Genomic DNA, 19,634 nt, shown 5'->3' with positions numbered 1-19,634 from the left:
TTCCTTGCCGAATGATGGTTATGCGCGAAGGATTCGTTTTTTTGGAAATATAAAATAGACGCTCGTTCCTTTTCCTTTTTCACTGGAAATATGAAGGGATCCCCCATGCTTGCGCATGACATGATAAGCGTACGGGACCCCTAACCCGAAATTAAGATTGGCCGAACCTTTGGTTGTATAAAAAGGCTCCATCACGCGGCTGAGCTCCTTCTTATCCATGCCAACACCCGTATCCTTCACTTCAAGCACGAGCTCCTGTTTCGCCGGATATAACGCAATCGTTAGCTCCCCGCCGCCGGTCATCGCTTCGGACGCATTGGCAATCACATTGTGAAGCGCTTCGCCGGTTTGTACCGGGTCCATTTCAAGGAAATACCCTTTCGCAAGAGACGTATGGACAGTCACATGACGCAGCTTCGGCCCGCACCGCCTAACTACCTCGGCAGCCCAATCATCCGCACTCACCCGTTCGGGATGCAGCTCCAAATCCTGCGTTTTCTCATGAACTCTAGCAATCATGTCTTGAATATGCTGCGCGGCCGACATCATGGCATCAAGATCCTCCATCAGCTCCGGCTGCTCCGTTTTCTGCGCATAATCCTTCATATTTTCCGCAAAAAGACGCATTTTCCCGACATCGTTCTTAATGGCATGATTTAATATCGCCGTACCAGAGGTAATCGCCCGCAGGGTCGTGTCCAGCTTTCGGCGCTCCACCAGAATCCGTGTACCTAAAAACCCGTAGGTAAATAAGGCAAACAAAAACACACAAACGCCAAAAGCAATCATCCACGTATTGTACACCCACATTCGAAGCATACCGAAGCTGGGCAGCACGTAATTCATCATCATGGAATTCGAGACCGGAGCAAGCACAGCTAAGCTGGTAAAAAAATGGGTTCTGCGGGCTACCGGGAGGTATTCCTTGCGGAACATCATAATGACCATCCCTGTAAGAATGTAGGGAACGGCCCAGCTTGCGACGACCGGATACGTAATCGGATACATTTGATTATACGGCGGCGTAAGCAACAGACAGGCGATGATCGGCACGAGCAGAGGCAGAATTAGCCTCTTGGACCAAACGCTTGCCGCCGTCTTCGGGTTATAAGCAATCGCGAATATTAGAAATGCATAAGGCACCCCGTAGTACGAAGTCAGCGAAGAAGCCGCCATAATCTGATACAGTGTATGATAGGCTCCGCCGCTGTAAGCAGCAACGTAAGGAAGCACGCTTTCATCAATCACAGCGGCCAGCGCTCCCGCTCCGCCGCAAAACGACAACAACGCGAGTCTTCGCAGGACGGGCGATCGAATATCAGCAAATAACAAAAACAAAGACACGGTCCATAATGATATGAGAACAAATGCCACGGTGAATGATCCCCCTGTCTTCACAGCTGCGGGTTGGTGTGATGCTATCGTATCATATTTACCCAAAATAAAAAGTCCCGGTCTATTCGACCGAGACAAAATTTTGCTTAAATTGTTTAGATCTCACCTTGCTGTACGGGAGCCACGGGAGCCGCAGCAGCCGGAAGACGAAGTACCGGAAGCAATATCAATACTCCAAGCAAGAACAGCGCCGAAGCGGTAAGATACAGCATCGGCAAGCTTAAGAGCTGTTTAAGAACTCCAGCTGCACTCATCGTAACGACCATCGCTCCCATAAAGAGCGGCGTCATAATCCCATTCACGCGGCCGACAAAAGCTTCCTCTGTGTTTTTGAGAATCATCGTATTAATCGAGATTTGAATCGCCGGCAGCAGCAGACCGGAGAAAAACTGTGCCGTCAATGCAATCCAGGTCGTTTCCGTAAGTCCAAAGACGCCGATTGTAAGAAAGCTCACCGTCATCCCTATCGCCAGCATCATTTGGGGAGCCATCCCTTTGGACAATCCCATGGCGAGCACTCCTCCGATGATCATCGCAACACCGTTAACCGCTGTAAACCACTGTAAGAAATCTTTTTCCAATCCAAGTGTCTCGGTAACGAAAAAGATTCCCAGCGGGTTAATCAAACCGAGGGCAAAGCCTGCGGTAAGAAATACTCCGCCCAGCGTGATCAGCAGACGGTTGGAGAGCACATACCGGAAGCCTGCCCCCATCTCTTGTAACAGCTTCGTTTCCCGCGGAGCTTCTGTTGTCCGATCCGCCGGAAGGAACATCAGCACAGCTGCCGAGAGCAGGAAGCATACACCCATTATTCCGATCGCCGTTTGAATTCCGAATTGAAAATAAACGTAGGTTCCAAGCATCGGGCCTAAGATCATAAACAAAGCAATCGTCGTCTGAAATAGCGACATCCCCATTTGCATTTGCGATTCAGGCACATGCTGCTTGAACAGCTTCATGCCTGACGGCTGTGAAAACTGGGACAAAATCGAAGATACGAGTGTCGCGAAGAACACCGCTTTCCATGAACCGTAAACGAGCGCCAGCAGCACGAAAAAGATCGATGCCGCACTGAGCAAATCGCTCCATACCATCGTGCGTTTCGGCTTCCAGCGGTCGGCAAAGGTGCCGCCGATGAACGAAAAAATAAAAATAGGGGCAAACTCCGCTACAGATATGAGCGATACGGCGATCGGGTCATTGTTCGTCTGGTCCGTAACATATAAGAGGATCGCAAAATTACGCACCCAAATCCCGACCTGCAAAAACAAGTTGGATATCAAGATCGCCTGCACAAAGCGGTTGGCAAAAAACGACCGGATATCGGGTTTCTCTGACATTGGTTTTCTCTCCTTACCATAATAACCATCGTTTCATTCAGATGTAAGTTTATCCCAATTCACCGACATTACATAGTGAGTTTCGTCATGTGACCGGTCATATTTTGGTACAATGAGGTTGAAACGAAACGACAACACGGAATAACGAATCCTGGGGAGGTCTTTCCTTTGGCAAAACCTGGCGATCTGGCACCGGCCATTGAAGCCGAAAGCACGCAAGGTACGATCCGCTTGTCCGATTATCTAGGACAGCGTCCGATTGTTCTTATCTTTTATCCGCGCGATTTCACGCCGGTTTGTACCGCTCAGCTGTGCGCCGCACGCGATTCCAAAGCGCAGTATGCACAGGTCGATGCAGTTGTGCTTGGCGTAAATCCGGGCGGACTTGAGAAACACAGTGAATTCAGCGAAAAATACAATTTGGATTTTCCGCTGCTTTCCGATCCAGACGGCAATGTCCGCAAAGCGTTCGGAATCGGCAAGCTTCTCGGCTTGTTTAGTGTCCAGCGCGCGGTCGTTGTCATCGGCAAGGACTGACGTATCGCTTCCGTCATCGACGGGAATCCGCCTACAGCGGAAATTTTGAAGGCGCTCCAGTACTCCTAATTACAAAAAGGGCGCATTCAGCCTTCATCGGCTTCCTGCGCCCTTCTCTTCTATTACTGCGATAACCGCAGTGCTAAATCATAAAGATCCATATTAAACGGCTTCTTAGTCGCAACTACGGTTGCAATATCCGTAGCCACCAGCTCGTTGCGAATAACGCCGCAAGCTTTGCCCGAATCGCCTTCGATCAGCTTACGGACGGCGAAATCCCCCAAACGGGAAGCAAGAATCCGGTCGTTATGCGTTGGCGTGCCGCCGCGCTGGATATGTCCAAGCACCGTTACACGCGCATCAAGACCCGTCCGATCCGAAATCCCCTTCGCGATATCTTCGCCCTTGCCAACGCCTTCGGCAACAATAATGATACTATGGCGCTTGCCCGCTTCAAAGCCTTCCTTCATCCGTCTTGCTACTTGCTCAATTTCGAAGGGTACTTCAGGGACAATGATCGTTTCCGCACCACTCGCAAGACCGGCGTAGAGCGCAATATCGCCGCAGTGACGGCCCATAACCTCAACAACCGAAGAACGCTCATGGGAGGTCATCGTGTCCCGCAGCTTGTTAACCGCGTCGACTACAATGCTCACCGCTGTATCAAATCCAATCGTAAAATCCGTGAACGGGATATCGTTATCGATCGTTCCCGGCAGCCCCATCGTTTTGATCCCGAGCTGGCTCAGCTTGTTGGCGCCCTGATATGATCCGTCTCCACCGATAACGACTAAACCGTCAATGCCCAGCTTACGCAAATTTTCTGCTGCAAGCTGCTGGCCTTCCGGCGTCATCATCTCTTTACAGCGTGCCGTTTGCAGCACCGTTCCGCCGCGCTGGATAATATCACCTACGCTGCGGAGATCCATAGGCCGGATATCATTGTGAATTAATCCATAATATCCGCGCTGCACTCCGAACACCTTTAAACCATGAAACAGCCCGCTCCGCACGACAGCACGCACTGCAGCGTTCATGCCCTGAGAATCCCCACCACTTGTCAAAACCGCAATCGATTTTACCGACACTGTCTTGTCCTCCTGTCACGAATGTTTTGAATGTATAGGTTATGTAAGGGTTACTTCCTGTTTTTTTCGTATAAAGATGCTGTTTACCCAGAAGAAAATCCGCATCAACGGGCTTTTCTTCATCACATCTCGAGTGACCAGGCGGACAGCGCCTTGCATACGCGCCTTCGGATCGGACAAATACAGTGCCACTAACCCTTCTATAATCATACGGTGAAAACGCGGGTTCGGCAACTTGCCGATATGCAGCCTTGCCTGGGATACCATTCGGGAAAGTCTTTCCGAGGTTTCGCCAACATCCTTGTAATAGCTGCAAAAATTCAAGTCGCCGCCGATCCGGTCCTCCTCTTGATCGATTAAATAATCAAGCAAAATATGAAGACCGCACACGTATGGAAAATATGCATCTTTAATGACGTCGGCCCGGTCTGCAGTTACGCCTTCTTCAGCCGCAATCATAAATAGCGTGAACATACCGAGCGTGGACCCTGTTGCGGCGGCAAATTCATTCCAAAGTAAATCCGGATAACCATGCCGATGCCGCTCCCACCAAGCCAGGAGTTCTTGCTCGCGAAGCTCCTTGCGAATATGCTTGTACACCTGCAAATCGCCATAAAGCGAAACAAGCCGGGTCACCTCGTGAAAAACAGCGCTGTAAGAAGGCAGCATGCAAATGCATGTCTGACACGTTCTTACAAGCGCCTCCAAATAACCCCCGTCATCCTTCTCCTGCCGGTAGGCGTAATAATCCTGTACCGAAGCGGATGGATTTACGGCATCCAGCATGGATTGATGAAGAAGACGGAAATCATCCGGATCCAGCGAGGTGCTGCGGTCGCACAAATTGTCCAAATAATCCGAGATCGTCTGCAGAGCGACAATCAGCGGGATCAGCACATGCCGGTATTCCATCTGCGCCGCAGCGTATACTGCGCCGCCTTGGCAGTGGAAGCGTTTGGAATGAATGCTTGCGAGCGCCTGTTTGCGCAGCTCCGGGTCAGGGATGCTTTCCGCGCGACGTTCCCAGCGCGTAAGCTCTGCATCGACATCCGGCAGAATATATCGGTAAACTCTATACATAAGATGGAGGGGGCCTTGCGGTACTCTCCTAGTTGCGTTTATTGAGCTCACGGCAGGTCCCTCCGGCACAATTGATTGTTAAACAATAGCTTATTTTGCAAACCACCCTGTTAAGCCTCCATCGTCGACTAGCCATAACGCTTTAATGATGCTTCGGCTGTGCATGCACATCCTGATTTAATCGGAACCAAATATGCAGGTCATTGATGCAGCTAGCCAGCTCGGCAATTTCCGAATTTAAACGGCAGGAGCGGAGAAAATTCGGCTCGTGATCCAGCTCTCTCTGCTTTCGGATAATCATTCTCTCGAACTTTTGGATATGGTCGGGAATCGTACCCCTTACCATTTCCCAATACAGCAGCAATTCCGCCCGTTCCTGCTCATTAAACAGCTCCCAATCCTTCTTTAGATCGGGAAGCGGAATGCCTAGTCTCTCGTTATATGTAAATTGGCTTTCCGGCTTAAACATAAAGCCTCTCCCCTTCACGCTGCAGGTAAAAGAAATGTTTCCCTTCTACTGTATCACAATCATTATCCCCGTTCCACCACATCTCGTGGTATACTATCACGTATTATATCTTAGGGAGGTCGAAGCCCCATGGGCGGGGAACAACGCATCACGTTCCGGCAATTATTTGCCTTCTTCTTGCCGCTCGGATTGTCCGCCAGCTTAGTCACCTTTTCCCATGTCATCATCAATGCGACATTGACCCGCGGTATCAATCCGGAATACATCATTGCCACGTACGCCATTGCCATGAGCCTGCTGGCCATCACGGAAAAACCGGCCGTGCTGCTTAGGCAGACCTGCTCCGCGCTCGTGCGCGACAAGCGCTCCTTTCGTGCGATGTGGCAAGTATCCGTAGTGCTTTTTGCTTGCGTGCTTATTGTCGGGGGAATCGTTTCCTATACTCCGCTCGGAACTTGGCTGTTCGCTTCGCTTTTCGATGCCGAGCCAGCTCTGCTTAACGGAATCATCGATGTTTACCGCGTACTCATGTTCGTCAGCATTTTCTCCGGCTTGCGCTGTCTGTACCACGGCATTATCATTTCTGCGATGCGCACCAAATGGCTGACAATCGGCATGATCATTCGCCTGATCGGCATGGTGGCGGCAGCCGGCTACTTTATTGTAACGGATTCGGTCAACAGCGGTGCAGTCGGTGCAATCATCTTTTTGGTCGGGATGATGATTGAAAGCTTGGTTGCGGTCTGGGAAGGACGGAAGGTTCTTAAAGAAATGCCGAATGAGCTGGAGTCGCATGAGGTTCAAAGGCCGGCGCATATTTTACGTTTTTATAAGCCGCTGCTCTACTCATCCTTTATCGCGGTCATTATCGGTCCGGCCATCAATGCATTTTTAGGAAAAACCGAAAACCTGGCGCTGGCGATTGCATCGTTTGCGGTAGCCGCCAGCTTAACCAACCTAGTTACAAGCTTTTTTTCCTACGTACACCAAATCGTACTTAATTTTTATCGAAAAGATGCAGGCACGGTGTTTCGCTTTACCCTTCTCTTGAGCTTTATTCCAGGGCTGCTCATTACCATCATCGGTTATACGCCTGTCGGCTATTGGATCCTAACAAGCTTAATGGATGCCGGGGAGGCGCTGGCGCAGGAAAGCCTGCGGACGATCCGCGTATTTGTGATCTTAACGCTCGTTTTCCCTTGGCTCGATTATTTTAACGGGCTGCTGCTGCTCAAGGGCCAGACCAAAACTACCATTTGGTCCCAGACGGCGAACGTTTCCGTTACCTTGACAACCTTGATCGTGTGCGTAGCTTTCGTTCCAGCATGGAATGGCATGATCGGAGCATTAGCCCAATCGCTCGGATTGTTCGGTGAGCTGCTTGTCGCTGCAACCATTTTGCGACTGCACAGCAAGCATTCGCAAACAAATTTTATAACGAGAAAATCGGATCGGAGCTTATAAATGAAACGTCACGAGTACTTTTTGAAAATCACGTTTTTTTGTATTTTTATGACGATGGCCTGCGTTGTATCTTATATTCCGCTTTGGCTGGATGCCAGAGGGTACAGCAAAACCGAAATCGGCTTCGTGCTGTCGCTCGGCCCGCTCATTTCAATCGGCTCCAATCTACTCTGGGGCTATGTAAGCGACAGGTTTCAAACGATCGTCAAAATTTTGTGGATCATATTGATCGGACAGCTGGTTACCATATTCTTCGTCGGCAGACTGGAATCGTTCGCCGCAGTCGCAATCGTCATGGCATTCTTCTACTTTTTCCAGACCCCAATGATTACACTGCAGGACAGCCTCACCTTAAACTCGCTGGGAGGGCAGCAAGGGCGTTACGCTTCGTTCCGTGTTTGGGGCTCCATCGGCTTCGCAGTTACGGCGGTGGTCGTCGGGTATATTTTAAAGTCGATGCACTCGGATGCGATTCTGTGGACGGTCATGATCGCCGCTGCGCTTACACTCGCTGTCACCTTTGGCCTGCAGGATCGGAAAGGCGGCAGTGTCTCCAAGCTTAGCTTTGCAGGAATTTGGAAGGTGATCGGCTCACCGACCTTTCTGTTGTTTTTGTTTTTCTTGTTCCTGATGTCCGTAGCGCATCGGGCAAACGACAACTTCTTGTCGCTGTATTTGCAGTCCATGGGAGCGGAAGAAAGCGTAATCGGATGGGCGATGATGATGTCGGCCGTCAGCGAAATTCCGGTATTCTTCTTGATGGCCCGCTACGGCCACCGCTTTAAGGAGCTGCCGCTGCTGGCGTTCGCCGCACTTGTCTATGCCGTGCGATTTGCGCTGTACTCCATTGCCGATACAGCGATCGCTATTGTATTTCTTCAGTTGATGCACAGCTTTTCCTTCGGGATCTTTTTAGTTACGGCCATTCGGTATATTCAAAACGTCATTCCTGACGAATACCGCGCCACAGGGCAGGCTGTGTTTGCCGTCACTTGGCTCGGCTTGGCCGGTCTTGCCTCCGGATCGATCGGCGGTGTCATCTTTGACCAGTTTGGCGGCCAGGCGACCTACTTGTTTGCGGCAATATCCGCATTAATTGCCTTCTTTAGCTTCCTTGCTCTGCACAGCTACATGGAACGAAAAAACACCGCACCAACCAGCATGAACAGCTGATGGATACGGTGTTTATCGGCGGATCGGACCTTATTGTCCGATCCGTGCCATTTCGTCATCGCTAATTTCAAAATTCGCGAATACGTCTTGAACATCATCATTTTCCTCGAACGCGCTCATCATCTTCAGCAGCTTCTCGGCATTTTCTCCCGAGGCCTCTACCGTATTTTGCGGAATCCAGCGGATCTCAGCAGTATCAAAGCTGTAGCCCTGCTGCTCCAGCGCCGATTTCACTAACTCAAATTCATGCGGATGCGTTGTGATCTCGAAGCTGTCCTCATTTACAAGCACATCCTCCGCTCCTGCTTCCAACGCTTCCATCATGACGGTATCCTCGTCACGCTCGAATTCCTCACGGGAAACAGAAAGCACGCCCTTTTGATCAAACATATAGGCCACGCAGCCGCTTTCCCCCATATTTCCGCCGCGTTTATTAAAAATTGCTCGTACGTCGGCAGCCGTCCGGTTCCGGTTTTCCGTTAAGCATTTTACCATAATGGCTACGCCGCCGGGGCCATAGCCTTCATAATAAATTTCTTCGTAATCAACGTTGCCTTCCCCGGCTCCCGCTGCTTTTTTTATTGCACGGTCTACATTATCCATCGGCATATTAACCGCACGGGCATTAGCAATTGCCGTTTTCAACGCGAAATTTGCGTCCGGATTCGGCCCGCCCTGCTTCGCTTGAACATAAATTTCACGGGCCAGCTTTACCCACTGGTTGTTTCTCGCCTGGTCCTGCTTCCCTTTTTTGGCGGCAAACAGTTTAAACTTCGGCATATCAACAACTCTCCTATCCTGACATTTTGCACCTATTAGTTTACACTACTGCTATAAAAAAAAACAACTCCCGAACTAGATTCGGGAGTTGATCGCTTTCGACATCATATATTATATAAGACGATAAATCTTATAATTTAATGACGTTTGCAGCTTGCGGTCCGCGGTTGCCTTGTACGATTTCGAATTCTACGCTTTGACCTTCGTCAAGAGTTTTGAATCCGTCGCCTTGGATTGCGGAGAAATGGACGAATACATCGTCGCCGCCTTCAACTTGGATGAAGCCGTAGCCTTTTTCTGCGTTAAACCATTTAACTGTGCCTTTCAAGTACACTACCTCCTAAAAATGACGCCACTTGGGTGACGATTGGTATCATTATATATCTAACGTCATTAATTTGCAATTAGGATTACCTATCAAATTTCCTTATCATTACATACGTTTTTGAGCCGGGAATGAACGGAAGCTGCGAATTTTCCCTTATAAAACAAGCCTTTTTTTGCAGCTGCTGCTCAAGCGTCTCCAATCCGGAATAGGGCTTGAATGCCAGTGTGACGAGCGGATAAATGCGAATTTCTCCACCCGGCCTTGTAACCCTCAGCAGCTCCTCGAGCGCCTCCAAGTGAAACGATTCGGACAGCGCCGCATTGCCATATAAAAATAAAAAGTGGCTGCAAAGCACCGTTTCAAACGCTTCGTCCTGAAAGGGAAGGCTCGGAAGCGAGGCTTGGATATACCGTTCCGGCTGTTTCGCATAATGCTCTGAAAATGCTCGAAGGGAGCGGATTCTCATTTCCGTACTTTTCTCCACAGAGCCGTAATATGTCCAGTCGAACTGCTCCTGCAGTGCTGCTAATTTCCCGGCGGAAATTTCAATTTCTTGTAAGCCGTTTGCATCAATCTTCTCCGGCGTTTGTCCATACAACGGATCAACCGCCACTGCATCAAGCCCTTGTCCACACGCCTCCGCCACGAAGGAAGAAGCGCCCCCGGCCACATCCAGCACCGGTCCGCTGCCCAGCGGCCGTTCCTTAAAGGAAAACATCGCTTCATATTCAGGATAAGACCTGCAGGTCATCGCAAACCCGGCCTGTTCATACGGTTTTACTTCTTTCATGCTCTTCTCTCCTCTGCTCATCTCTTCTCAACAAACCTAGCAAACCAACTCAGCTCGTCTGTACGTTCCACCAACCCACCGCTGAGCATTTCCGGATGAACTGATCCGTTAGGCTCACGCATGATTTAATGGTACAATACTAACTATAACATAAACATCTTGGAAAGGAATGCTTTACATGAACAAGAAAGTTCAAATTTACAAGCATGACAAATGGAATATGCTCACCGTAGAAATTCAAGGCAAGCAGCTCGTCGTGCGCGAAATTTCCGATCAATGGGGCGAAGATACACGCACTTTCCTCAGCAGACCCGAGCTCATGAATTGGGCGAATCACCGCTTCTCAGAAGAAAGGTATCAGGGCAGCGAGGAGGAGCGTCAAGCTATTTTGGAAGCGCTCGGTGAGGTTTAATACACCAATACCATGGAAAAAGGGCCGGTTTCCGCTTCGCGGATCCCGGCCTTTTCGTTAAATCGATGTATGCGGCACCATGGTATCTGCTGTCGCCACATCGAGTACTACCGGTCCATTCTCTTGAAGCGCTTGGCGCAGAGTCTTCTCCAGTTCCGCAGGACTCGTTACTTTATAGCCCTTGGCTCCGCAAGCCTCCGCTACTCCGACAAAATCCGGATTATGAAGCAAGCTGCCTAGGGTATTTAAACCCGCCTGCTCCATTCTATTTTTCTCCATCGCATACGATCCGTTGTTCAGGATGATCAGCACAAGCGGAACCTGGTACTGAGCGGCTGTTTTCAGCTCCAGCAAGGTTTGCACCGCTCCGCCGTCACCGACGATCGCTACCACCTGACGTCCCGGGGCGGAACGCTTCGCGGCAATCGCGGCAGGAAGTGCAAAACCAAGCGTTCGCCACATCCCGGATAGAAGGATATCATGGCGTTTCGCCTCGAAAGCCCGCCCGAACCACAAAGTATGATCCCCGGTATCCACGCAAAGAACCGCATCCTCGTCGCAAACATCAGAAAGAATCTTCATGATTCGCTGCGGCGCAATTGGCGAGCCGTCCAAATTCAATTCCTGCTTTAACACATCGTTCCACTGCCCGATGATCTCTTCCGTCCGCTTCGCCCAGCTGCTGCGGTTTACTCCGGAAGCGGCGCGACGGCAATCTTCCAGCACCAACGGAAGGGCATGCTTCAAATCGCCGACCACACCGGCCGAAAGCGGGTGTCCTTGCCCAATTTGCTCCGCCGCAATATCGAACTGGATCATATTCGCATGCTTTGGCGCATACTCCTCCGGCCACCACGAGGTCCCCAGCATGACGATTAAATCGCTCTCGTCAAGAATTATCGAAGATGCCTCGCTGCCCCCTTGGCCCAGTCCGCCAGCAAACAAACGATGCCCATTCGGAAACACATCCTTCGACGGCATCGTGACAACGACCGGTGCTTGTAAAAGCTCGGCAAGCTCAACCAGCTCCTGCTGCATGCCCTTTACTCCGCGCCCGGCGTATAAAACCGGCTTTGCCGCTTGGGCAATCGAGGACGCAGCCTCGCGGATAACGGATTCCGGAGCAAGAAGAGGCTGGTGCAAATGCTTCCGGTACGGAGTCACCTTCCCCTTCACGGGCTGCTGCCACAAGTCCTTCGGCACCGTTAAATGGGAAACACTTCCTTGTACCGTGCTTGTTGTCAGGAGCCTCAGCAGTACATCAGGAAGCGAATCTGGCGATCCAATCTGCACAGATTGCGCATCGGAAACGATCGGCGCAGACATCATTTGCTGATTGATATACTGCTTTGTCGGCGTGCCGATTTTTTTCGTATCGACCTGTCCCGTAATGGCCAGCACCGGTGTACTGTCCATCTGTGCGTCAGCCAGGCCGTTCAACAAATTCACCATTCCCGGCCCGCTGGTCGCAAGGCATACCCCGATTCGCCCGGTCAGCTTCGCCTCGGCGCAGGCCATTAACGCAGCCGCTTCCTCATGCCTGCAGGCGATATATTCAATTCGCCCCTGCTTTGGAATTTCGTCGAGGAAATATAAATTCCCGTCGCCAATAACGCCATATATACGCTCTACCCCCCAAGCCGAAAGCTGGTCCAATACAAATCGTGCCGCGCTTAGCCCTGAGGAGGGAGTCGTTTCATCCGCGTTTACCGGATTATTCGGTTTGGTTAATGTGGCTGTTGCCATGTTGTCATCACGCATCCTTTCCGTTCAAAGTGTCCCCCTGCGAATTGGAATCCATGCGGCTGTATGTCATAATGTTGCTAAACCAATTGATGGAGGGAAAAACGTGACAGAAAGCGGCTCCTTATTTGCATTTATCATCGTGTCCTTTGCCTTTGCCTTCATTCTCATTCTAAAAAAAGACACCATCGCTCCTCCATTTCGCAGAGGTCTCGCCCTTTTGTCCATCGTTATGGTCGCCTCCGCCTTTACGCTCTTGATCATTCATTTTTTGCGGGGCGCGGCATAGGTTTGATATGATAATGGCAAAATGGAACGGTCATACTATTGGGGTGAAAGGAGAATGCCCCAATGAAACCGATTCCCGCACTTTTAGCTTTATCGTTAACGATTTGCGCCGTCCCGTCCGCTTCGGCTGACTCGGCGGCAAACCCATATAGGAGGGATACTATGACCACTGCTACACAAGTAACAAAACGCTCGGAGGTTCCTGCAGAGCATCGCTGGAATCTGGATGATTTAGTACCAAACCTCGAAGCTTGGGAAAAGGAATATGCCGAGGTAAGACAGCTGCTTACCAAGGTAAAGCAATTTCAAGGAAAGCTGAACAACGCCGACGCCATTCGCGATTGCTTCGCTCTTGAGGATGAAATCGGACTACATAGCGAGCGCGTATATGTTTATGCCAACATGAAGCATCACGAGGATATGGCGGAGCCGGCGGCCATGGCCCTGTCCGATAAAGCAAAAAAGCTGAGCGTAGAAGCATCGGAAGCTTTATCCTTCATTACTCCGGAAATTTTGGAGCTTTCTGAAGAGCAGCTCAAAGCACTCATTGCCGATCCGAAGCTTGCCGATTATAAGTTTACTCTTGAAGAAATGCTGCGCCAAAAGCCACATACCCTCTCCAAGCCGGAAGAAGCACTGCTTGCCCAGGCTGGAAGCATCGCCCAAGGACCGGGAACGATCTTCGGTATGCTGAACAACGCCGATATGAAATTCCCTAAGGTAAAAAACGAAAAAGGCGAAGAAGTTGAGCTCACACATGGACGGTATATCCAGTTTTTAGAGAGCCGCAATCGTGAGGTACGGAAAAATGCATTCCAAGCGATGTATTCTACGTACGCAAAGCAAAAAAACACACTGGCAGCCACTTTATCCGCCAACGTAACGAAAAATGTATTTTACGCAAAAGCCCGTAAATACCCTTCGGTTCTGGAAATGTCACTTTCCGGCGACAACATCCCGAACGAAGTGTACAGCAACCTGATCTCCACGATTCATGAGCATTTGCCGCTGCTCCACCGCTACATGAAGCTGCGCAAAAAGCTGCTGAAGGTTGACGAGCTTCATATGTACGACCTGTTCACCCCGCTTGTCGACGAATTCGATATGAACATTCCGTACGAAGAAGCGAAGCAAACCGTCAAAGAAAGCTTAAAGCCGCTCGGCGACGATTATTTGCGCGTGCTGCAGGAAGGCTACGACAATCGCTGGATTGACGTCTACGAAAATGAAGGAAAGCGCAGCGGCGCCTATTCGTGGGGAGCTTACGGCACTCATCCTTATGTGCTGCTCAACCATAAGGACAACTTAAACAGCATGTTCACACTTGCTCATGAGATGGGCCACGCGATTCATTCCTACTACTCGGACAACACACAAAAATACCGCGACGCCCAATATACGATCTTCTTGGCGGAAGTCGCGTCGACGTTGAATGAAGCGCTGCTTAATAACTACTTGCTGGAAAAAACAACGGATGCCAAGGAAAAAATGTTCCTCTTGACGCATTATGCCGATCAATTCCGGACAACGGTATTCCGTCAGACGATGTTCGCCGAGTTTGAAAAAATCATCCATGAGAAAGCGGAAGCAGGTGAGTCCCTTACTCCTCAAGCGCTTTCTGAAATTTACTACAACCTGAATCTCAAGTATCACGGTTCGGATATGGTCGTAGATCAGGATATCGAAATGGAATGGGGACGTATTCCTCATTTCTACACCAGCTTCTATGTATACAAATATGCGACCGGATTTTCTGCGGCAGCAAGCTTTGCAAAGCAAATTTTGGAGGAGGGCCAGCCGGCAGTCGATCGTTACTTAGGCTTCTTAAAGAGCGGCGGCAGCGATTTCTCCATCAATATTTTGAAGCGTGCCGGTGTTGACATGTCCTCGCCGGAGCCTATTCGTCAAGCAATGGAAGTATTCGAGGATCTGCTGACGGAAATGGAAAAGCTCGCGCAATAAAACATCCTTACGCGGAAAGGACGTCCCAAGCTCTTCTAACGGACGTCCTTTCATTTTCGTGTAACTCGAACTAGCTGTAGATAAAGTGAGTTCAAAATGATAGCAGGAGGTTGATGTTATGCCAGCTTTACATTATGTACGCAAAGGTTCAGGTTATCCGGTAGTCCTTATTCATGGTTTTCCTTTTTCCCATACGATGTGGGAGCCGCAAATTGAAATGTTATCAAAAGATTATGATGTGATTGCCCCTGATCTGCCAGGGTTTGGGGGAAGTCCTGTTGTGAACCCGATTACCATTGCCGAGATGGCCGATCAAGTCGCTGAGCTGCTTTCTTCTCTTGAAATACGCAAATGTATTATTGTAGGTTTTTCGATGGGAGGTTACGTGAGCTTCGAGCTGCTCCAACGCCATTCCGAGCTGGCAGGCGGCCTTGTGCTTGCCGATACAAAAGCCGGTAATGACACAGAGGAAGGTAAAGCAGGAAGACGCAAGCTGGCCGAAGCAGTTATAGCCAATGGATCCGGGGCAGCGAGTGAGGCGATGCTTGGCAAGCTGCTCGCTCCGAATGCTTCGACCGTAAAACCTGAGCTGGTACAGCAAGTTGACCGGATGATCCGAGAAGCATCGCCGGAAGCCATCGCAGCCGCTTCTCTGGCCATGGCGGAACGCGCAGACATGACAAGCTCGCTCGGCGATATCCGAATTCCGGTTCTCGTCTTGGTTGGATCCGAAGACGGCATTACTCCTCCAGATGGAGCCAAACAAATGGCGTCCGCCATTTCCGAAGCATCCGTTAAGGTCATTGACCAAGCAGGACACTTGGCGAATTTGGAACAGCCCCAAGCGTTCACAGAAGCCTTACTGGAATGGTTGAAGAAATACGTATAGGCTGCGCCTAGTCTTTTCGCCTTAAATCCGGAATTGTTTAATTTGTTCAAACAAAAAAGGCTGACCCTCGTTTTGGCACACCGTACAAGACGGTTGCCAAATCGGGTCAGCCTTTTATTCGTTTACGTACAAGAAAATGAATCTTTTGCTGCTTCCTTATTTCCCGAGCGAATGAATCGGATGGCCAAGCGCCGCTTCCGCAGCGTCCTTCACGATTTCGCCCAGCGTCGGATGTGCGTGAATGGTAAGCTCGATATCCTCAAGCGTTGCACTCATTTCCACCGCAAGTCCAAGCTCCGCGATCAAGTCGGAAGCGTTCGGACCGACGATTTGCGCACCGATCAGCACTCCATTCTCCTTCTTTGCCACAAGCTTCACAAAGCCCTCGCCTTTGTTCAATGCTTGTGCGCGGCCGTTCGGAGCATAGTTGAACTTACCGGTTACAATCTCGATGCCCTTCTCTTTCGCTTCCGATTCAGAATAACCAACCGATGCAATCTCCGGATCGGAGAACACTACTGCTGTAATACTCTTGTAATCGATCACGCTAGGATGACCCGCGATGGCTTCTGCAGCCACCTTGCCTTCATAAGACGCCTTATGCGCAAGCGCCGGTCCGGCAACGATATCGCCGATTGCATAGACGTTCGATACACTTGTACGGCCCGTGTTGTCGACCTCGATATAGCCGCGGTCGTTCATCTTAACGCCCATGCCCTCAAGTCCGATATCTTGTGTGTTCGGACGGCGGCCTACAGTTACGAGCACATACTCCGCAGTTACCTGCTTTTCTTCCCCGTTAACCGTATACGTAACGGTAATATCTTTATCGGTTTGCGTTTGGCTCTGCGCCAACGCATTGGTTACAACTTCAACGCCAATTTTCTTGAGGTTTTTGCCTACGTAGCGAGTCAGCTCTGGTTCAAAGCCCGGAAGAACCATATCGGAGCCCTCAAGAATAGTAACCTGCGTTCCGAACTTCGCATACGTTTGACCAAGCTCAACGCCGATGTAACCGCCGCCGATCACGACCATGCTCTTCGGAATTTCCTTTAGGTTCAACGCTTCCGTGGAAGAGAGAACACGTCCGCCAAACGGGAACGTCTTCAGCTCAATCGGCCGGGAGCCTGTGGCGATCACGCAATGATTATATTGGTAGCGAGTGCCCTGCAGCTCGCTGGAAACGCTGATTACGTTGTCGCCCAAGAAGAACGCTTCGCCTTGAACAACTTCAATCTTATTGCCCTTGAACAGCATGCCCAAACCGCCGGTTTGTTTTTTAACGATGCCGTCCTTCCACTCCTGCACCTTCGCAAAGTCGAGCTTCACGTTTTCCGCACTGATCCCCATGTCATGGGATTCATGCATTTCTTCATAACGGTGGGCAGCGGAGATCAAAGCCTTAGATGGGATACATCCAACGTTTAAGCAAACACCGCCGACATTGCCGCGCTCGATGAGCGTAACCTTTTTGCCAAGCTGTGCGGCACGGATTGCTGCAACATAGCCTCCCGGGCCTCCACCGACAACGACAACATCAACCTCGTTTGTTACGTTACCAACGACCATCGCTTACACCTCCATAACAAGCAGCTGCGGGTCAGCAAGCAGCTCTTTGATGTAGTTCAATGCGTTTTGTGCTGTTGCTCCGTCGATGATACGGTGGTCAAACGACAAGGAAAGCGCCATAACGTTGCCGATTACGATTTCGCCGTTTTTCACAACAGGCTTTTGAGAGATGCGTCCTGTTCCGAGGATCGCCACTTCCGGCCAGTTAATAACCGGAGTAAAGAACATGCCGCCTGCGGAGCCAATGTTTGTAATCGTAATGGTGCTGCCTTTCAGCTCGTTCGGAGCAAGCTTTCCTTCGCGGCCGCGAGCAGCCAGGTCGCGAATTTCGTTTGCGATCGTCCAAATATTTTTGCGGTCTGCGTCTGCGACGTTCGGAACGATCAGGCCGTTATCCGTGTCGGCAGCGATACCGATGTTGTAGTACTTTTTGTATACAATTTCCTGCTTCTCGTCATCGATGGAAGCATTTAATACCGGGTATTGGCGGGCAGCCGCAACCAATGCCTTCACGATGAACGGAAGATAAGTCAGCTTAACGCCCTTCTTCTCAGCAACAGGCTTCGCCTTTTCGCGGAGAGCAATCAGCTCGCTTACGTCAACCTCGTCCATGATCGTAACATGCGGTGCCGTGTATACCGACTTCACCATCGCATTTGCGATCGCGCGACGGATGCCCTTAAGCGGTACGCGCTCTTCTACGCGCTCGCCAGGAGCTGCCGCTGCGGCCGGAGCCTTCGCCGCTTCCGCGCCTGCAGCCGGTTGTGCCGCTGCTTCGCCTTGCGCTCCAGGCGTAAAGCCGAGCACATCCTCGCGAGTGATCCGGCCGTTCTTGCCGGTGCCGCGCACCTCTGCAATCGGCACGCCCTTCTCGCGTGCAAGCTTGCGCACGCTTGGCGTCGCCAGCACGTCAGTCGGCGTCGCTTCCGGACGCGCTTCTGCTGCCGTCGTCGTTTGCGGAGCTGCAGCAGGCGCTGGAGCTGCTTCTGCCGGCTTCGCTGCCGGAGCTGCCGCCGGTGCCGCTTCTTCCGCATGGCCGTGTGCAGCCTGCGGCGGAAGCTCGCCAACAACGTCAAACACAGCGATCACTTGGCCGACAGTACACATCGTGCCTTCAGCAACCTTAACGTCAAGCACCTTGCCGGTAACCGGCGATGGTACCTCAACAACCGCCTTGTCGTTCTGCACTTCCATAATAATATCGTCTTCTTTTACCTCGGCGCCCGCTTTAATGTGCCATTTCACGATTTCGCCTTCGTGAAGGCCCTCTCCGAGCTCCGGGAAACGGTATTCAAAGTTTGCCATTATCGTTCAGCCTCCTTCCGTGTTTGTTTAGAATTGCAGTACTTCGTTGACTGCTTTCATAATCCGAGCCGGGTCAGGGAGCCAAAGCTCTTCCACTTGACCGAACGGATAAACGGTATCTGGACCCGCTACGCGAAGAACAGGAGCTTCCAGGTGCAGAATTGCATTTTCATTAATTTGGGCAATGATTTCTGCTGCCGCACCTGCTGTTTTTTGCGCTTCCTGAACAACGATCGCGCGGTTTGTTTTCTTAATCGATTCCACAATCGTTTCAATATCGAGCGGAATTAATGTACGCAGGTCGATTACTTCGGCTTCTACGCCATTCTTCGCGAGCTCTTCCGCTGCCTTCAAGGAAGTATGAACCATTGCGCCGTAAGTGATAATCGTTACGTCCTTACCTTCGCGAACAACGTTCGCCTTACCCAATGGAATCGTGTAATCGCCTTCTGGTACCTCGGCACGGAATGTGCGGTACAGCTTGAGGTGCTCCATAAAGAAGACCGGATCGTTATCGCGGATCGCGGAAATCATTAAGCCCTTCGCATCGTAAGGGTTCGATGGAACAACAACCTTAATGCCTGGTGTTTGCAGCATCATGCCTTCCAGCGAGTCCGTATGAAGCTCTGCAGCTTTTACGTTGCCGCCGAACGGTGTACGAATAACCATCGGTGCATTGTATCTTCCGCCGGAGCGGTAACGAAGACGAGTCGCCTGTGCACAAATGGAGTCCATAACTTCGAACATAAAGCCGATAAACTGAATTTCCATAATCGGACGGAAGCCCTGTACGCTAAGACCCACTGCCAAACCGCCGATGCCGGATTCCGCAAGCGGGGTATCAAATACGCGGTGCTCTCCGAATTCCTTCTGCAGACCTTCTGTCGCGCGGAATACGCCGCCGACGTGGCCTACGTCTTCCCCGAATACCATTACATTCGGATCGCGCTGCAGCTCAAGCCGCATTGCTTCCGTAATTGCTTGAATCATTGTTAATTGTGCCATGGTTGTGCAGCCCTCCC

19 protein-coding genes are annotated in these 19,634 nt (G+C 50.8%); 7 read left to right on the top strand and 12 right to left on the bottom strand.

Annotated elements, in window-relative coordinates:
* Positions 1-18: 18 nt before the first annotated feature.
* Together GQS10_RS23665 and GQS10_RS11985 are read right to left on the bottom strand one after the other, a co-directional pair.
* A complete protein-coding gene (locus GQS10_RS23665; RefSeq protein ID WP_166242394.1) occupies positions 19-1,374 on the bottom strand; it encodes an ATP-binding protein in 1,356 nt (451 codons plus the stop codon).
* Between the two features lie 116 nt (positions 1,375-1,490).
* Entirely contained in the window at positions 1,491-2,735 is a 1,245-nt protein-coding gene (locus GQS10_RS11985; protein WP_166242392.1) for an MFS transporter, read from the bottom strand.
* A 168-nt stretch (positions 2,736-2,903) separates the two neighbouring features.
* Between GQS10_RS11985 and GQS10_RS11980 the strand changes: the two genes are divergently transcribed.
* The gene (locus GQS10_RS11980; protein WP_166242390.1) at positions 2,904-3,272 is read left to right on the top strand and encodes a peroxiredoxin; all 369 of its coding nucleotides are present in this window, start codon (positions 2,904-2,906) and stop codon (positions 3,270-3,272) included.
* A 122-nt stretch (positions 3,273-3,394) separates the two neighbouring features.
* Here GQS10_RS11980 and pfkA read toward each other — a convergent pair whose 3' ends face one another.
* The 3 genes from pfkA to GQS10_RS11965 form a co-directional block, all read right to left on the bottom strand.
* Positions 3,395-4,360 (bottom strand): 6-phosphofructokinase, encoded by a 966-nt coding sequence (gene pfkA, locus GQS10_RS11975; RefSeq protein ID WP_166242388.1) that lies wholly within the window; start codon positions 4,358-4,360, stop codon positions 3,395-3,397.
* Between the two features lie 39 nt (positions 4,361-4,399).
* Positions 4,400-5,440: a tetraprenyl-beta-curcumene synthase family protein gene (locus GQS10_RS11970; RefSeq protein ID WP_166242386.1), complete on the bottom strand. Its 1,041-nt coding sequence runs from the start codon at positions 5,438-5,440 to the stop codon at positions 4,400-4,402.
* Between the two features lie 142 nt (positions 5,441-5,582).
* Positions 5,583-5,909, bottom strand: a complete 327-nt coding sequence (locus GQS10_RS11965) for a hypothetical protein (protein WP_166242385.1) — start codon at positions 5,907-5,909, stop codon at positions 5,583-5,585.
* Between the two features lie 129 nt (positions 5,910-6,038).
* On the opposite strand from GQS10_RS11965, the gene GQS10_RS11960 reads away from it, so the two are divergent.
* Both GQS10_RS11960 and GQS10_RS11955 read left to right on the top strand, forming a co-directional pair.
* Positions 6,039-7,373, top strand: a complete 1,335-nt coding sequence (locus GQS10_RS11960; RefSeq protein WP_166242383.1) for a multi antimicrobial extrusion protein MatE — start codon at positions 6,039-6,041, stop codon at positions 7,371-7,373.
* Positions 7,374-8,546, top strand: a complete 1,173-nt coding sequence (locus tag GQS10_RS11955) for an MFS transporter (RefSeq protein ID WP_166242381.1) — start codon at positions 7,374-7,376, stop codon at positions 8,544-8,546.
* A 30-nt stretch (positions 8,547-8,576) separates the two neighbouring features.
* Here GQS10_RS11955 and GQS10_RS11950 read toward each other — a convergent pair whose 3' ends face one another.
* The 3 genes from GQS10_RS11950 to GQS10_RS11940 form a co-directional block, all read right to left on the bottom strand.
* Entirely contained in the window at positions 8,577-9,326 is a 750-nt protein-coding gene (locus GQS10_RS11950; RefSeq protein WP_166242379.1) for a YebC/PmpR family DNA-binding transcriptional regulator, read from the bottom strand.
* Between the two features lie 130 nt (positions 9,327-9,456).
* Positions 9,457-9,654, bottom strand: a complete 198-nt coding sequence (locus GQS10_RS11945) for a cold shock domain-containing protein (RefSeq protein ID WP_166242377.1) — start codon at positions 9,652-9,654, stop codon at positions 9,457-9,459.
* A gap of 82 nt (positions 9,655-9,736) precedes the next feature.
* The gene (locus GQS10_RS11940) at positions 9,737-10,444 is read right to left on the bottom strand and encodes a methyltransferase domain-containing protein (protein ID WP_243735123.1); all 708 of its coding nucleotides are present in this window, start codon (positions 10,442-10,444) and stop codon (positions 9,737-9,739) included.
* A 178-nt stretch (positions 10,445-10,622) separates the two neighbouring features.
* Here GQS10_RS11940 and GQS10_RS11935 point away from each other — a divergent pair, with 178 nt between their 5' ends.
* A complete protein-coding gene (locus tag GQS10_RS11935) occupies positions 10,623-10,856 on the top strand; it encodes a hypothetical protein (RefSeq protein WP_166242373.1) in 234 nt (77 codons plus the stop codon).
* Positions 10,857-10,913: 57 nt separating this feature from the next.
* Here GQS10_RS11935 and GQS10_RS11930 read toward each other — a convergent pair whose 3' ends face one another.
* A complete protein-coding gene (locus tag GQS10_RS11930) occupies positions 10,914-12,602 on the bottom strand; it encodes a thiamine pyrophosphate-binding protein (protein ID WP_166242372.1) in 1,689 nt (562 codons plus the stop codon).
* Positions 12,603-12,705: 103 nt separating this feature from the next.
* Here GQS10_RS11930 and GQS10_RS11925 point away from each other — a divergent pair, with 103 nt between their 5' ends.
* The 3 genes from GQS10_RS11925 to GQS10_RS11915 all read left to right on the top strand — a co-directional run bounded on the left by GQS10_RS11925 (position 12,706) and on the right by GQS10_RS11915 (position 15,738).
* The gene (locus GQS10_RS11925) at positions 12,706-12,888 is read left to right on the top strand and encodes a hypothetical protein (RefSeq protein WP_207952244.1); all 183 of its coding nucleotides are present in this window, start codon (positions 12,706-12,708) and stop codon (positions 12,886-12,888) included.
* 161 nt (positions 12,889-13,049) lie between these two features.
* On the top strand, positions 13,050-14,849 hold the full coding sequence (pepF, locus tag GQS10_RS11920) for an oligoendopeptidase F (RefSeq protein ID WP_243735122.1): 1,800 nt from the start codon (positions 13,050-13,052) through the stop codon (positions 14,847-14,849).
* Positions 14,850-14,967: 118 nt separating this feature from the next.
* Entirely contained in the window at positions 14,968-15,738 is a 771-nt protein-coding gene (locus GQS10_RS11915; protein ID WP_166242368.1) for an alpha/beta fold hydrolase, read from the top strand.
* 156 nt (positions 15,739-15,894) lie between these two features.
* Here the strand turns inward: GQS10_RS11915 and lpdA are convergent, their stop codons facing one another.
* From lpdA to GQS10_RS11900, 3 genes are read right to left on the bottom strand one after another with little or no spacing between them, the layout of a single operon-like run.
* The gene (gene lpdA / locus GQS10_RS11910) at positions 15,895-17,307 is read right to left on the bottom strand and encodes a dihydrolipoyl dehydrogenase (protein ID WP_166242366.1); all 1,413 of its coding nucleotides are present in this window, start codon (positions 17,305-17,307) and stop codon (positions 15,895-15,897) included.
* Between the two features lie 3 nt (positions 17,308-17,310).
* Positions 17,311-18,612, bottom strand: a complete 1,302-nt coding sequence (locus tag GQS10_RS11905) for a dihydrolipoamide acetyltransferase family protein (protein WP_166242364.1) — start codon at positions 18,610-18,612, stop codon at positions 17,311-17,313.
* A gap of 27 nt (positions 18,613-18,639) precedes the next feature.
* A complete protein-coding gene (locus GQS10_RS11900) occupies positions 18,640-19,617 on the bottom strand; it encodes an alpha-ketoacid dehydrogenase subunit beta (RefSeq protein WP_166242362.1) in 978 nt (325 codons plus the stop codon).
* Positions 19,618-19,634 lie beyond the last annotated feature (17 nt).

The organism is Paenibacillus turpanensis, assembly GCF_011421635.1.
In the GTDB taxonomy this organism is placed as follows: Bacteria; Bacillota; Bacilli; order Paenibacillales; family YIM-B00363; genus Paenibacillus_AK; species Paenibacillus_AK turpanensis.
This window is presented reverse-complemented; position numbering and strand designations above follow the sequence as displayed.

Bases quoted from the DNA above. Each gene is read 5' to 3' on its own strand.
- GQS10_RS11985 (WP_166242392.1), bottom strand. From the start codon at position 2,735: ATGTCAGAGAAACCCGATATCCGGTCGTTTTTTGCCAACCGCTTTGTG.
- GQS10_RS11970 (WP_166242386.1), bottom strand. From the start codon at position 5,440: ATGTATAGAGTTTACCGATATATTCTGCCGGATGTCGATGCAGAGCTT.
- GQS10_RS11965 (WP_166242385.1), bottom strand. From the start codon at position 5,909: ATGTTTAAGCCGGAAAGCCAATTTACATATAACGAGAGACTAGGCATT.
- GQS10_RS11960 (WP_166242383.1), top strand. From the start codon at position 6,039: ATGGGCGGGGAACAACGCATCACGTTCCGGCAATTATTTGCCTTCTTC.
- GQS10_RS11955 (WP_166242381.1), top strand. From the start codon at position 7,374: ATGAAACGTCACGAGTACTTTTTGAAAATCACGTTTTTTTGTATTTTT.
- GQS10_RS11950 (WP_166242379.1), bottom strand. From the start codon at position 9,326: ATGCCGAAGTTTAAACTGTTTGCCGCCAAAAAAGGGAAGCAGGACCAG.
- GQS10_RS11940 (WP_243735123.1), bottom strand. From the start codon at position 10,444: ATGAAAGAAGTAAAACCGTATGAACAGGCCGGGTTTGCGATGACCTGC.
- GQS10_RS11935 (WP_166242373.1), top strand. From the start codon at position 10,623: ATGAACAAGAAAGTTCAAATTTACAAGCATGACAAATGGAATATGCTC.
- GQS10_RS11930 (WP_166242372.1), bottom strand. From the start codon at position 12,602: ATGGCAACAGCCACATTAACCAAACCGAATAATCCGGTAAACGCGGAT.
- pepF (WP_243735122.1), top strand. From the start codon at position 13,050: ATGACCACTGCTACACAAGTAACAAAACGCTCGGAGGTTCCTGCAGAG.
- GQS10_RS11915 (WP_166242368.1), top strand. From the start codon at position 14,968: ATGCCAGCTTTACATTATGTACGCAAAGGTTCAGGTTATCCGGTAGTC.
- lpdA (WP_166242366.1), bottom strand. From the start codon at position 17,307: ATGGTCGTTGGTAACGTAACAAACGAGGTTGATGTTGTCGTTGTCGGT.
- GQS10_RS11905 (WP_166242364.1), bottom strand. From the start codon at position 18,612: ATGGCAAACTTTGAATACCGTTTCCCGGAGCTCGGAGAGGGCCTTCAC.
- GQS10_RS11900 (WP_166242362.1), bottom strand. From the start codon at position 19,617: ATGGCACAATTAACAATGATTCAAGCAATTACGGAAGCAATGCGGCTT.